The following is a 13913-nucleotide window of genomic DNA, read 5'->3' on the forward strand; positions in this document are numbered from 1 at the left end:
CGGTGTTGGCTAAAATTTACATTGCTTAGGGTAATGGCATACTGATTCTAATAATAAGGTGGGGGACCACCTTATTTATTTTAAAAAATTTTATTGTTTAAAGGGAAATAATCATGGCAACTCCACATATTAATGCAGAAATGGGTGATTTCGCTGATGTCGTTCTGATGCCAGGTGATCCATTACGTGCAAAATACATCGCAGAAACTTTCCTGCAAGATGTCCGTCAAGTGAACAATGTTCGTGGCATGTTAGGTTTTACAGGGACTTATAAAGGTCGTAAGATTTCTGTTATGGGTCACGGCATGGGTATCCCTTCTTGTTCAATCTATGCAAAAGAATTGATCACCGATTTCGGTGTGAAAGTGATTATCCGTGTAGGTTCATGTGGTGCAGTGATGGATGATGTGAAACTGCGTGATGTTGTTATCGGTATGGGTGCTTGCACAGACTCTAAAGTTAACCGCCTGCGTTTCAAAGACCAAGATTTCGCGGCAATCGCAGATTATGATTTAGTTCACAACGCGGTTGAAGCGGCAAAAGCCAGAAAAGTTAACGTCCGTGTGGGTAACCTGTTCTCTGCTGACCTGTTCTATACGCCAGATCCAGACATGTTCAAAGTGATGGAAAAATATGGCATCTTAGGTGTTGAAATGGAAGCTGCGGGTATCTATGGTGTTGCGGCAGAATACGGTGCGCGCGCACTGGCTATCTGTACTGTATCTGATCACATCAAAACAGGCGAGCAAACCACTTCTGACGAACGCCAAACAACATTCAACGAAATGATTGAAATTGCGCTGGATTCGGTGCTGTTAGGCGACAAATAGTCGTTAGCAAAATACCGAGATGATTTCTTTAAAATGCCACGTATAGCGTGGCATTTTTTTAATTATTAGTTTTTATCCTGCTCATCATCACGGCATCAACGTATTGCCCATCACGGAATGCATAATCACGCATTCTACCTTCTTGCTCGAAGCCAAATTTCTTATATAAGCTAATGCCATTATCGTTGGCGGCAAATACTTCCAATTCAATACGACGCACATTCAACCAGTTATCGCAGTAATCCACCATCACTTGCATTAGTTGTGAACCAATTCCTTTGCCTTGGTGAGCTTCACTGACGGTAATACCGAAAGTGGCCACATGGCGACGGCGAACTTGACCCAGCTGGCTGATGGTCAGCAAACCCACAACTTCTTCATTAATGGTGGCGACAAACTGGGTGACGAGTGGGTCATTCGTCCCAAGGCGTGCTTCCCATGTTTTTTCTGTTGGGTATGGTAGTTGTAAGGTGTTGGCATACGCCGAATAGTCCGCGTGCATTTTGGTGATTGCAGGCACATCGTTCAGTGTTGCTCTGCGGATGGTTACGTTGTTCATTACTTTACTCATTATTGTCGTTTCTAGAATATATTAATCACATCAAAATTATTTTATGTCAATGAGATATAAGACTTATTACATAAAAAACGATGAAATAAAGTAAACGTTTTATAATCGTTATTTGATATAAAAGACTAATCTATCACTATACTATTTTTATGATATATAAATTTTTATTTAAAAATAAAACGAATGTTAGAGGGGGATTGATATGCCAATTTTTGGAAAACAAAAATTTGATGAACAAAAATATCTAACTATGTCATTGAATGAGATGGTAATAGCAATAACCAGAAACCCAAGGGTTTTCGAAGGGAAAAGCGATATCATTATCAATAAAATAAAAACAGCCAAAAACAATGGCGAGAATGGCTGGGCAGAAATAAATAAATCATGGGGTATTGTTGCGAGCGGGAAAGCGAAAGAAAAAATTGATAAGTATTTTAATCAAGGGTTGAAAGTTGATAGTGATCCTTCAATAAATAAAAATATAAAGATAAACTTTAGTGATAAAGGGGCAACGCTCCAACTTATAGGTGTTAAAGATAAAGAAATATCTAATTCTGAAAATGAATGTGAGAGGTGCGATTTTAGTAGTAAGATAGAAAAGAAATTTAAACAGGCTGTAAATAAAATGGCAGGTAATATTGAAAGTAAAATGGAGTCAACAAAAAAAAAGAGAGCTGAAGAGAGTGAGGAAATAAAGAAAGTTGAATATGATAGCTTTGATGATTTAATTAATGATTTAAAAAAAGGAGAGGCTTTAGCTGAGAATGGATTGAGTCATATAAAACTTTTGATGAACTACATTATAACAAAAAATACAATCGGTAGAAATGAAAGTGTAAGGGAGGAACTTGAAGGTTTATTTAAGAAAATTCACGATTCATTGAATAATGATGTAGATAAAAGAAAAATTCTTCTTATATATCAAAATGCACGCTTCTTATCTCTATATAACGCATCCTGTCGAGTTGAAACCTACGCGATAGAAAGTTTACTTGAAAAACAAAAGTTCCCTAAGGAAATAATCACTCAGGTTAAAGAATGCCTTATTGGTTATTCGAATGAATATTTATCTAAGATTAAATTAAACGAATCTGAGTATAAAAAATATATTAAAAACATAAAAAAACATTCGGATTTTTCAGTTTTTAAGGGGGTTGAAAGTATTGATAAAATTAATTTAATTAAAAATGTTCTCTCTGAAAATGAATTTACAAGTGAGAACAGAAAGTTTTTAACGGAACTGAGTCATAATTTAACGGATGAAAGAATTATTGACTTTATAAAAGATAAAATAAATTTAGATATTAAATTGTTACAATCTGAATATAATGAGAAATATTTGGAAGAAAAAAATGCATATAACCAGTATATTAAAAAGAAAAATGAAGTTATAGATGCTGCTATTAATAGAATTGAATCAATGTTAATAGCAAAAAAAATACCTAAAAGTATTGTAGACTCTGTGATTCAAGTCATTAATAAAGAAAGAAGTGACACAAAGATAGAGCTGCTTTCCTCTAAAATTGATTTAATTATCAACATTCTCCAGTGTAAAAGAATTAAAGGTAATGAAATTACTAACGATATTGAACACTATCTGAATATTTCAATGGAACAATTAAAACTAGAGGTTGAAATAGCGAAATCTAAAAGAATGTCATTTCAAGAGCGCATATCTTCATTCTTTAATAACTTAAATAATCGAGTGTTAAATTTTATCTATAACGTAAGGCATTCATTTAAATAATAGTACGATTAATGTACCTATGGAAACCAACAGCTTGATAAATAAAGCTGTTGGTTTTTCTGATATTAAGGCGTCATCATAAACACTTTGCTATTTTGCCCTAAATATTGACCAGCCAAACGGTTTATATCTTCAACCGTGAGTTGGCGTACAATAGCTTGCTCTTGGTTTAAACGTTGATATTGCCCATCATCAGCAGCGATTTGTGCCAGTGCTTCAGTCCAATAGCTCGCACTATCAGTGACTTGCGAATTCTCTGTTAACCAAATATTTTTGGCTTCGGTTAACTCTTTTTCACTCACACCCGATTGGCGAATTTGCGCAATGGTTTTTTGCGCGATTGCCGTCATTTCCTGCGCACGCTCAGGGGAAGTGGTGAAGTTCAAGCGAGCAAGGTAATAAGGCTGTGGTTTTTTCGCTAACATCTGCGAAAAACCGAGCGCATAAATTCCGCTGGCTTTTTCACGTAGTTCCCCGCGTAAGCGTTGACTAACAAGGGTATCAATCAATTGCAGTGCCAGTTGATCTTGTTGCGACCAAACCGCAGGCGCCGCAAATTGAATGCTTACCATGCTTTTATCACTGCTACTGATTGGGTAGGTTTTATTGAAACTCGCCATTTTTGGCATGATGCCTTGGTCGCGTGATACCAATTTTTGGTCACTAGATGGCAGTGAAGCAACCCATTTCTCTAACATTGGTTTCAGGTCTTTGCTATTCATCGCCCCTGTTATGACCAACGTCATATCCGCGGTTGAGGTGAGCAATTGGCGATTGGCTTGTTGCAATTGTTGTGCGGTGAATTGCTGCCAGCCACCTTGTGGATTGATGACTAAAAATTCACCGTGGGTATAACTTTCCTGATTGATATTATCGAGGAAGGTTCGCTCTACCGGGGTTTTCGATAAATTTAACGCGAAAGATTGTTTTTGTTGCTCGAGTTTTTCCCCGCTAAATTGCGGCGCAGTGAGCTTTAAATTCAGCAGCTGCAATGCCGTTTCGAGGTTATCTACAGGGGTTTTACCACGAAAACCGTGTGTCAGTAACTCACTGTAAGGGCGTAGCGAAATTTGGTTGTGTTTTGCCAGCAGCGCTAAATCACGCGCGCTGTAGTGACCATAACCACTGCTTTCAGGCAGTTTCAATGCCCAGTCGGTTAAACCTGCAGTTTGTTGGGTTTCTAAGGAACGGCCGCCTGGTAATTGAAGGTTAAACTGAATATCATCTTTAAGATTTTTATCCGTTTTAACAATCACTTTGATGCCATTACTTAATGTCCATTGCTCGGTTTTATCAACAGGCAATTTGTCTTGCTCAACAATAGTGCCTTTTACTACTTCAGGCAGTTGCAAGGTAATCGCTTTTGAACGCAACGTAAATGGCCCTGGTGAGCTTTGGCGGGCGTTGAGCCATTGGGTATTAAATGTGGATTTATCCACGGTTGGGGCATCAGTATCTGGGCCAATCAGCGCTAAGCGCGGGGAAGCCACTTGCAGGAATTTTGCCACGTGTTGCTGTAACGCTTGTGGTTTTATTCCATTAATCAATTGATAGCTGCCATCCAATTGCTGGCGTTTATTCCACATTGGCATGTCATACTCAAGGGCAGTCGTCAGTTGCCCTGCCAGATAATCATTGCTGTAACGCTGTTCAGAGGCGGCTTGTAAACTGAGTTTTTTCAACATCGCTTGTTTTGCGCTATCGAGCTCTTCTTGGGTTACAGGCTCTGTGGCTAATCGTTGTAATTCCGTAAACAGAATTTGCGTAGCACCTGCATAGTCATTGCCTTTCGGGTGGATAATCATCAGTTGCTGTAAACGTTGGTTATCCAGCATTGCACCTTGTTCATTGATGCTGATTGACGGTAGAACGCCGTTATCTACCATCACCGTAAAGCGTTGGTTTAAAATGGCGAGCCATAAACTGTCTAATAAGTCTTCTTGCTGCCCTAAGCGGGTATTTAGCGGTGCGCTAACATCCTTTTGCAATGCGAATTGGACATAGCGTGCACCTTGTTCCTTATCAAAAATTCCTTGCACTAACATATTGGTGGAACTAGCAAATTGCTTCCATTGTGGGTTATCTTCCGCCACTTTTTCAGGTTTAGGTAAGGCAAATAACGTATTGACCTGATTGCGAACTGAAGAACTATTAAAGTCACCAATCACTAACAGGGTCATGCGCTGTGGTTGGTACCATGTTTGATAGTAGTTTTTGGCTTGTTCAATTGGGGCTTGGCGTACGATATCGAGGGAGCCAATCGGGTTACGTTCTGCATAACGACTGCCGTGGTAACGTAGTTTTTCAAGGCTATCATTAATGCGATAACCCATCCCTTGGCGTAAACGCCACTCCTCGACAATCACTGGACGTTCTTTTTCAAATGCGTCTTGGTCGAACGTCATATTTGAGGCCCAGTCTGCCATGACTTGCAAGCCTGTCTCTACCTGTTTTGTGGTTGCATCGGGTAACGACAACTTATACAGGGTGGAATTTAAACTGGTGATGGCATTGACGTGGCTACCTAGCTTCAGTCCTTGCTGTTCCAGCTGTTTAAAGCCCGTTGTGCCGGGAAAATGTTTAGTGCCTTTAAACGCCATGTGCTCGGTAAAGTGAGCAAGGCCAAGCTGCTGTTCATTTTCTTGCAATGAGCCGCTATTCACTAATAAACGCAGCTCAACACCTGGCTGGCTACGCTGTAAGAGGTAAACTTGCAGGCCGTTATCTAATTTATAATGCTGTAGGTCGCTACGCACAGGCAGTAAAGTTTGTGCATTTTGGCTAGTGGTAGCATGACCTGCACAGCCGCCCAACACTAAGCTGATGCAAGTAACAAAAGTGATTTTACGAAGCATATTCAGGTGTTCCTGTCATTAAAGAGTCAGTACGGACAGACTCTGAAAGGTGAATTTTTTGTTCTGCAAATTGCGTGACAAAGCTTTGGTGGCTGACGAGGACAATCGCGCTATCGTGCAGTTCCGCTTTTAGCAGCGCGAGCAATTCCAATGCGCTGTTTTCATCTAACGCGGATGTGGTTTCATCAAGCAACAACAGTTTCGGGCGGTTAAGCAACAAACGCGCAAACATAATGCGTTGCTGTTCGCCTCCAGATAGGCGGTTGTTCCAGTCCGTTTCTAAGGCTAACTGATGGTGTAGTTTTTCTAACCCCACTAAGGTCAGTGCATACTGGAAATCGTGTTGGTTAAATTGGCAGGCAGCTTGTGGGTAAGCTAATAGGTTATCTAAGCGGCTGATAGGTAAATACAAGCGCTGTGGGATCCACATGACGTGCTCTGTGCGTGAAATCGTACCGCTAAAGAACGGCCAGTGCCCACTAAGAGTGCGCAGTAAGGTGGATTTACCAATGCCAGAGCGCCCTGAAATTAATGTCAGTTCCCCTTGTTTAGCCGTGAAATTAACATCTTCAACCAGTAGGCGGTTATCTGCCGTTGATACGCTAATTTTGGCGGTTAACGGCGCATGTTGCTCATCAACAGTGACTTGTGCTTTATTGTCGTTTTCCAATAACACCACGAAGTTATATAAACGGGAGACGGTAGCTTGCCATGCCGCGATTTCTTTATAGGCGAAAATAAACCAGCCCAAAGAGGTGGCAACGCTAGTGAACGCTTGGCGCAATTGCATTAACCCACCTAACATAATTTCCCCAGCAAGGAATTTAGGCAAGGCCAATAAAACAGGTGCTAATGCGGTGACTTGTTGGTAACCCACAGTGTAAAAAGATAAATTTCGTTCACAGCGGATCAAACGGTTCCAGTTAGTGATGATTTCACCAAAACGCCCCATTAACTCTTTTCTGTCTTGGTTTTCACCACGTTGCCCTGCGATGGCATCACCGTGTTGGCGGCAGTTAATGAGCGAGGTACGGTAATCTGCCTCACGGCGCTGCTTGTCCATATGCAAACGGCGCAGTGGAAAGCCAATCCACTGGGTGAGGGCGATACCAATTAGGGTATAAATGATGCAAGCCCAGAACATATAACCAGGGATAGTCCAATCGCTATCGGCAAAGTTAAACGACAGGCTACCAGAGAGCGTCCATAAAATTGCCGCGAATGAGACGAGTGTTAACATTGAGTGTAGGAATGTCACTACCAAATTGAGGGTTGATTCAATCAGTAAGCGAATGTCTTCGGCAATACGTTGGTCTGGGTTGTCGGGCTCTTGGGCGGTCAACCTTAACAGGTAATGTTTGCTGTTGGGGGATAACCAACGGCCAAGGACTTGCTCGGTCATGCCCTTGCGCCAACGGATAATCAACATTTGTTTGAGGTAATTCCCCATGACCACTACAAATATTAATCCGCTGACTAAGATAACAAAGTACTGTAATAAGCCATACAGTGCTTGCCCATCAAGCTTTTGTAGCGCGTTATAAAAGTCGCCGTTCCACATGTTCATTTTGACGTTGAACCACACGGATGAGAGCGTTAGCCCCAGCGAGGCGAAAAGTAGTATCCAGCACAAAAGGGCAGCACGCTGCCCCCAAAAAGGTTTTACTAAATAGAAAAATTGTTTCAGTGTCTTCATGACGTTTTATTCATTTGTTGTTTTATTTTAATGATTAATATTGTTTTAATTGCTCACATTGCTGGTGGATTACAGGTCGTAATTCACTTGTAACCAGAACTGACGGCCCGGGTCATAGGATTTAATTACACGATCATCAAACATAAATCGGTCTGCAATATTTTTGTTATTCAGAACATTATTCACTTCAACTGAGAAGCCAAAACCGTGAGCGAATTCAGGCTTCCAGCCTAGGCGGGTATCCCACGTATACTTACTGGCAAACTTTTGTTTGCTGTATTTACGGATTTGTCCCACTTCAGGGTCGGTATAATAGTCATTGTCATAACGAACTGCTTGGTCACGAGCCCCCCACCATTGCAGGCGGTTATACCAAGTGACATCGTAATAATCCCAAACACTGGTTAACTCTAAATTAAGTTTGATTGGTGAGTTGAAACTGGTAGATGGTAGTTTGGATGCATCGATCACTTTGCCGTCATACCAAACTTTGTTTAGGTTGACTTTATTGGCTGGGTCGAATGAGTTATAGCCCGAATCTTTTGGCGTATTACTTTCACTTTGCTGCCAAGTAAAGGAGGCATTCATCACGTGAGAGGCTTGTGCCCATTCCCACGGTTGACTATTTTTTACGGATAATGTCACTGTATCGTGAGAACTACGACCACCATTATCATACATACGAATGCTACGTTTATTGGCATCCGTTGAATTGTATTTAGTACGAGTTCTGACTTCATCGTAACCTTCACGGTGTACATATTGTAGGCGCCATGTGGTTGACATCACTTCTTGTTGTAAGGCAAGTGTTAACTCATCGTTATAGGGAGTTTTAAGTGAATCAACACCCTCATAATCACGCTCATCAGTCCATTCATTGGTGTTAGGATCAATTCCACAGAACATATAACAGTTTTGCATTCCTGCATTTTGAGCACCATACAACGCATAGGTAAGCATTGAGCGGCCGTAGTAACGGTTAGCCCCTGCAATTAGTAAGGTTTCATTATTGCCAAAAATATCATAAGTCCCAGTGATACGAGGGGCGATATTGGTACGATTAACGAAATCATCACGGTCAAGGCGAAGTCCTGGGCGCAGGTTTAATTTGCCATACTGTAAATTGTCATCTAAAAAAATTGCATAGCTGGTGTAATCAGCCGAGTGTGTACCAGATTGGAAGCGAGTGATATGATCAGCAGAACCAATCCATTGAATATTGTCTGCTGTGCCGATAAAACGATAGCGATAGTAATCTTTATCACGCTTATAAGTCCCTTTGGTATATGAAACCTCAGAACCTAATGTGGGTTGGTGTGTAATACCGAAACCATCTTCGATTGGGTTGAAGCGCATTACGGCTTTAGCAGTATGAATATTTTGTTTTGTTGTTAAGTCACCTTGCCCGCCACTGCGCAGTGATTGAGGGTTTTTCCAATCGCTGTAGTCTAAAAGTTCAACATAATCTTGTTGGTCATTTTTTCTATCATCTTCTAATGTTTGTGTGCTGGCAGTTAGTTCTAATTTACCGATGTCATAATCATGTTTGAATACACCGGTAAATCCAAGTCCATCATGAGTACTGTCATAACCTGAATTTAAGACAGAGCTAGCAAATAAATAACTGTTATACTTAGCATAATTGATAGATAGGTCTAATGAGCTATGCGGCGATAAATCCGCTGAATATTTTAGGAAAAAATTATCCGAATCTCTTTTTTGTTTGCGAGTTCCTTCAGGCGAATAAATCTCTTCCAATTCCCCTGAACTATTCAATGTCACGCCTGTTCCTCCGGTCACTGTCATTGGAATAGTCGAACTACGACGTGAGGCCGAGAACACAATACCTGAATTTTCACTCACCCCTAATTCAAACCAACCACCAAAGTCATTTTTATCGTAGCGGTTTTGGAAACGGGCTGGGTTGGCGGTATCATTCTTAGTAGTATCAATACCTTGCGTGGAGTCATGAAATAGATTATTCCAACCGGAGCGAGTTAAGCGGTAATAGGCATGGGCGCTATTTTCCCCTTGCCAGCGGCGGCTGTTTACCTCAACAGTTCCCCCTGTAAAGCCACCAAATTCAACTGGAATATTGTTATCGTATACCGTCATGCTGTCGATAAGACGGCTATCAATATAAATCCCTTGGTCACTACTGCTTAAACGCGTGGAAGTTTCCCCAAGGCCACTGTCCGCAGGGTCGAAGTCATTGTTAAAACTCACCCCATCGAGACGGTAAGCATTCTGATAGCTACTGGAACCGTGAATCGAAATACGGGAAGGCTTGATTTCCCCTTGGTTCATCGAGTTACTGTCATTATTGGCAAATTGAACAGCAGGGTTAGTTTTCATTAAATCGGTGATATTGCCATCACCGGTATTTTTCTGGCTAATCTCTTCAGCGGTAACATATTGCGGCGCAGACATAACATCTGTCGCGGGGTGGTTCTGAACAACGCCAGACACTTGCGTTTCTGGTAATACCAATGTGCCTTGGTTTAAATTTTGCGGACGAATAACGAAAACACCATTTTCATTCACTAACTCTAACCCGCTACCGATAAGTATTTTTTGTAATGCGGTTTGTGCTGAGTAATTGCCAGACAATGCAGGTGCACGCAAGCCATTTAATTGGCTTTTATCGTACAATAGTTGGATTTGGCCTTGGCGGCTAATTTCTGCAACGGAGGTTGCGAGCGATTGTTCGGGTAGTGAGAATGCCAGCTCTTGTGCAGCTGCGGATTGGCAAACTATTGCGCTACCAACTGCCACAGCAAGGGCAAGCGGCTTTAACCGGCCTTGAGTAAACTGAATAGACATGGATATCCCTTATTCTTAAGCTGCACAAAAAGTGTGCGGAAAATAGTCAGTAAAAAAACGAACTACTTAAGAAGAGGGTGAAATGAGAATTATCCTCACCTGTAAATGAAAATATTTTTCATTTATTTTTTTTATTGTTGATAATCAAAATGTTATTTTTATCTTGATAGACAACTTGGACAGGTAATAGTGACGGAAGGGCTTGAAAAAACAGATCTGGCTGACGGATATTGATACGCCCTGAGATTTTACTGTTTGCTAAAGTGGCAGGTGAAAGCTCAACATTAACAGCAGAATAGTTTTTGAGTTCAGCGAGTACTTCAGCAAGGGGTTTATCCACAAAAACCAATTCGCCAAAGCGCCAGCGCGCGACATCCTGCGCATCCACGTGTTGTCGGGTAATTTTGCTACTCGGGCTGGCACTGACCGCGCTATCGCCAGCGAGCAAAAAAACAGGGTGGGAGTTTTGTTCGCTTTGGAAGCTCACAATGCCTTGGCTAACATTCACCGAAACCTGTTGTGCGGCCTTATTTACTTCAAACTCGGTACCAACAACCTGAATACGCCGTTGGTCAGATTGAATAACAAAGGGGCGGTAAGGGTTTGATTTTACTTTGAAATACGCATTGCCTTCATCAAGGTACAGGTTACGCACAGGCGTTTCATAGGCAACACGGACACGGGTATGGCGGTTGAGAAATAATTGAGAACCATCGGGTAATGTGACTTCTTTTGGAGTATCCATCGTCACTAATGTCATGTTATTCAATAACATGGAGGGTAAATGGCTGTAAGGTAAAAATAAAATAGCAGCGATAAAAAATGCGGCTAATGTATTACCCAGCGGCCGCCAGAGGCGAAAAAAAGGGCGTTTTTCACTTGCCTCTTTTTTAGCACTGGCAGGGCGAGGCATTGCATCAAAATCACGCCATACTGACGCCATTGCGTCATAGGCTTTTGCATGTTCAGAGGACGCCGCAAGCCATTGTTTAAATTGCGCGGTTTCCTGTTCACTGATGCGTTGGCTGTGCATTCGGGTAAACCAAAGTGCAGCCTCTTCATCAATGTGGTTTGTATCCTCTGATTCGTGCAAAGGCTCGTGTGTCATGACTATTTATTGCCCTGATTATCAAGGTGTTTTTTACAATGAACTAACGCCGCCGCAATGTGTTTCTCCACCATACTGATTGAAATTTCCATTCGCTCAGCGATTTCACTTTGCGATAACCCATCAAAACGATATAGCAAGAATGCTTCTCGCCGACGAGGAGGCAAAGTTTCAAGGGCTTCACTTAACCGTTGAATGCGTTGCTGATGTTCCAGTATTTCACTGGGATCAGCTTCGCGTTGCTCTAAACTGTGTTCATGCGCGATCTCATCAATGGCGGTTTCTGATTTGGTTTGGCGCAGGTTACGCCGCCAATGATCAATCAGCACATGATTTGCAATTTTAAACAGGTAAGCGCGGCTCTCTTTTACTGGTGTTTGTTCCTTGCGATTAAGCCATAGTGTAAACACATCCTGTGATAAATCATCAGCATCGTTGCTGTTGTCTAGCCGATTGCGGAAAAACCGTACAAGTTGGCTATAAGTTGACTGATACGCACCGCTAATTTTGCGGGCAAGGGATTTATCGATGGTCATTTTACTGGTGTCAATGTTATCAAAGTGCGCAAATAACAGGATGGGAGCCCTAAATGCGCTGATGAATAATCCGCTCAGATTACTTTTTATTATGAATCAATATCTTATTTTAATTATTGTGTTTTTAATAATAATAATGAATATCATTTTTGTTTGTATTATGCCTATAATCTGCAAAAAATAAAGTCGTGAGGCAGAATATGAGCAGTATAACGGGCAAGTTAGAACGCCCGATTTTCCGTCCACTGGGCGGTTTGGCGTTGAGTTGTCTTTTCCATGGAACACTAGCAATTATTTTTATTGGATGGTTTACGTCTTCCATCCCCAAAACAGGCGTATTGCCACCCGCAATTTCTTTGCAACTCGGGGTTTATCAGCTAGAGCAACAAGCGGAGCCTGAGGTGAACCATGCGCCTAAACAGCAAGTGGTGACTCGCGAGGAAACCTTGCCAGAAGTGGTGGAAAAAGCGGAGAAATTGCCTGAAACTGCACTGGTGGATAATGGTACGTTAACGAAAGTGACGGAGAGAAAACGCCCACCAAAGAAAAAAATTCCTCAAGAGAAAAAAGTGTTTGAAGATGCCCCTGTGACGACCCAAGAGTCTGCAGTGACATCCGCACCCGCGTCAGGAAGTGAATCCAGCAGCAGTGCAAACTTTTCTAGCAATGCCTCGATGGCAGTGAGTGGTCACCAAGGGTGGCAAAGCGAAGTTCATCAACGTATTGCAAAAACAAAGCGTTACCCACGTGCAGCGCTGCGTTTTCGCTCAACAGGGGTTTCCCAAGTAAAAGTGGTGCTGGATAGCAAAGGGGAAGTTGTCACCGCGAGTTTGTTTAATTCGTCAGGCACAAAAATTTTAGATAAAGAAGCCATTGCAACAATTTCACGCGCGGCACCTTTTCCAGTACCGCCAGAAACTTTATTAGTTGATGGACGTGTGGAATTTATTGCTCCGATTGTATTTGATACAACTTCAATTTAAGCGTTATTTTTCCGATTGTGACGGCTTGCGCTTTGAGGCAGGCCGTTTTGGCCGATAAGGACGAGGCTCTTTTTTGCGCCGCAATCGGATTGGTTTTGCGCGAATAGCCGGCTCATCGCTTTGGTTATCTACTTCATTTTCTTCGTTATTTTCTTCAGTATTTACCACTAACGGTGGTGGCTGTTTGTGGCCTTTCTTTTTCTTCAATTTCAGTAAGGTATTGGCCAAAACAAAACCTATGCACAGCGCGAATAAAATAAAAATGCGTAATACATTGGTGCTGTTATCTGCTTGCTGAATTTCCGCTGCTAGCAATTCGGTATCAATTGTCAGGCGTAAGTAGCCTTTCGGTTCTTTCGCGCCTTGAATAGGGACAACAAGTTGATATTGAAAGTTTTGCAGCGAAGAATTATTGTCAATGGCAAGGCGTTCTTTGACTGTTGTTGGTTCTCCAACTTGAGTGACCAATGTCCCACTCGCGGTGTAGATACTCGCATCTAAAATATAGCGGTCTTTTGCCACATTATTTAAATTGGCATTAATTCGTTCCAAATTAAAATCTTTGCTGCCAGGAACAATATAATCAGATAAGCTGAAAGCAACCTGTTCAGCAAGAACATAAGTCAATTGTTTAAATTGCTCGATTCGGCTTTGATTTTGGCTATAACCTAAATAGGAAATGCCGTGCATCAGTAAAGTTACCAGCGCAACGCAGATAACGATAATGACAGTTTTATGTAGCCTGAAGGTGCGTTTCATTGCTT

10 protein-coding genes are annotated in these 13913 nt (G+C 41.7%); 3 read left to right on the top strand and 7 right to left on the bottom strand.

Features of this window, described 5'->3' with window-relative positions; translation table 11 throughout:
• Positions 1 to 113 precede the first annotated feature (113 nt).
• Positions 114 to 830 (top strand): purine-nucleoside phosphorylase, encoded by a 717-nt coding sequence (gene deoD, locus PR808_RS06560; protein ID WP_206084491.1) that lies wholly within the window; start codon positions 114 to 116, stop codon positions 828 to 830.
• 58 nt (positions 831 to 888) lie between these two features.
• On the opposite strand, the gene PR808_RS06565 is transcribed toward deoD, so the two are convergent.
• The gene (locus tag PR808_RS06565) at positions 889 to 1389 is read right to left on the bottom strand and encodes a GNAT family N-acetyltransferase (RefSeq protein ID WP_272539036.1); all 501 of its coding nucleotides are present in this window, start codon (positions 1387 to 1389) and stop codon (positions 889 to 891) included.
• Positions 1390 to 1603: 214 nt separating this feature from the next.
• Here PR808_RS06565 and PR808_RS06570 point away from each other — a divergent pair, with 214 nt between their 5' ends.
• Positions 1604 to 3148 carry a hypothetical protein gene (locus PR808_RS06570; protein WP_272538959.1) on the top strand — a complete coding sequence of 515 codons (1545 nt, stop codon included), beginning with the start codon at positions 1604 to 1606 and terminating at the stop codon, positions 3146 to 3148.
• Positions 3149 to 3213: 65 nt separating this feature from the next.
• On the opposite strand, the gene PR808_RS06575 is transcribed toward PR808_RS06570, so the two are convergent.
• From PR808_RS06575 to PR808_RS06595, 5 genes are all read right to left on the bottom strand, one after another.
• Entirely contained in the window at positions 3214 to 6003 is a 2790-nt protein-coding gene (locus PR808_RS06575; protein WP_272538960.1) for a M16 family metallopeptidase, read from the bottom strand.
• Positions 5993 to 7699, bottom strand: a complete 1707-nt coding sequence (locus PR808_RS06580; RefSeq protein WP_206084495.1) for an ABC transporter ATP-binding protein/permease — start codon at positions 7697 to 7699, stop codon at positions 5993 to 5995. The genes PR808_RS06575 and PR808_RS06580 overlap by 11 nt, the downstream gene beginning before the upstream one ends.
• 69 nt (positions 7700 to 7768) lie before the next feature.
• Positions 7769 to 10522 (bottom strand): secretin and TonB N-terminal domain-containing protein, encoded by a 2754-nt coding sequence (locus PR808_RS06585; RefSeq protein ID WP_272538961.1) that lies wholly within the window; start codon positions 10520 to 10522, stop codon positions 7769 to 7771.
• A gap of 118 nt (positions 10523 to 10640) precedes the next feature.
• Positions 10641 to 11630: a FecR family protein gene (locus PR808_RS06590; protein ID WP_272538962.1), complete on the bottom strand. Its 990-nt coding sequence runs from the start codon at positions 11628 to 11630 to the stop codon at positions 10641 to 10643.
• Positions 11631 to 11632: 2 nt separating this feature from the next.
• Positions 11633 to 12166: an RNA polymerase sigma factor gene (locus tag PR808_RS06595; protein ID WP_272538963.1), complete on the bottom strand. Its 534-nt coding sequence runs from the start codon at positions 12164 to 12166 to the stop codon at positions 11633 to 11635.
• Between the two features lie 200 nt (positions 12167 to 12366).
• Between PR808_RS06595 and PR808_RS06600 the strand changes: the two genes are divergently transcribed.
• Complete coding sequence (locus tag PR808_RS06600) at positions 12367 to 13149, top strand: energy transducer TonB (protein WP_206084499.1); 783 nt, start codon at positions 12367 to 12369, stop codon at positions 13147 to 13149.
• 3 nt (positions 13150 to 13152) lie between these two features.
• Here PR808_RS06600 and PR808_RS06605 read toward each other — a convergent pair whose 3' ends face one another.
• Complete coding sequence (locus PR808_RS06605; protein ID WP_206084500.1) at positions 13153 to 13908, bottom strand: AhpA/YtjB family protein; 756 nt, start codon at positions 13906 to 13908, stop codon at positions 13153 to 13155.
• Between the last annotated feature and the right edge of the window lie 5 nt (positions 13909 to 13913).

This window comes from Providencia sp. PROV197 (assembly GCF_028479625.1).
GTDB lineage: Bacteria > Pseudomonadota > Gammaproteobacteria > Enterobacterales > Enterobacteriaceae > Providencia > Providencia vermicola.

Bases quoted from the DNA above. Each gene is read 5' to 3' on its own strand.
- PR808_RS06590 (WP_272538962.1), bottom strand. From the start codon at position 11,630: ATGACACACGAGCCTTTGCACGAATCAGAGGATACAAACCACATTGAT.
- PR808_RS06570 (WP_272538959.1), top strand. From the start codon at position 1,604: ATGCCAATTTTTGGAAAACAAAAATTTGATGAACAAAAATATCTAACT.
- PR808_RS06600 (WP_206084499.1), top strand. From the start codon at position 12,367: ATGAGCAGTATAACGGGCAAGTTAGAACGCCCGATTTTCCGTCCACTG.
- PR808_RS06595 (WP_272538963.1), bottom strand. From the start codon at position 12,166: ATGACCATCGATAAATCCCTTGCCCGCAAAATTAGCGGTGCGTATCAG.
- PR808_RS06605 (WP_206084500.1), bottom strand. From the start codon at position 13,908: ATGAAACGCACCTTCAGGCTACATAAAACTGTCATTATCGTTATCTGC.
- PR808_RS06585 (WP_272538961.1), bottom strand. From the start codon at position 10,522: ATGTCTATTCAGTTTACTCAAGGCCGGTTAAAGCCGCTTGCCCTTGCT.
- PR808_RS06565 (WP_272539036.1), bottom strand. From the start codon at position 1,389: ATGAACAACGTAACCATCCGCAGAGCAACACTGAACGATGTGCCTGCA.
- deoD (WP_206084491.1), top strand. From the start codon at position 114: ATGGCAACTCCACATATTAATGCAGAAATGGGTGATTTCGCTGATGTC.
- PR808_RS06580 (WP_206084495.1), bottom strand. From the start codon at position 7,699: ATGAAGACACTGAAACAATTTTTCTATTTAGTAAAACCTTTTTGGGGG.
- PR808_RS06575 (WP_272538960.1), bottom strand. From the start codon at position 6,003: ATGCTTCGTAAAATCACTTTTGTTACTTGCATCAGCTTAGTGTTGGGC.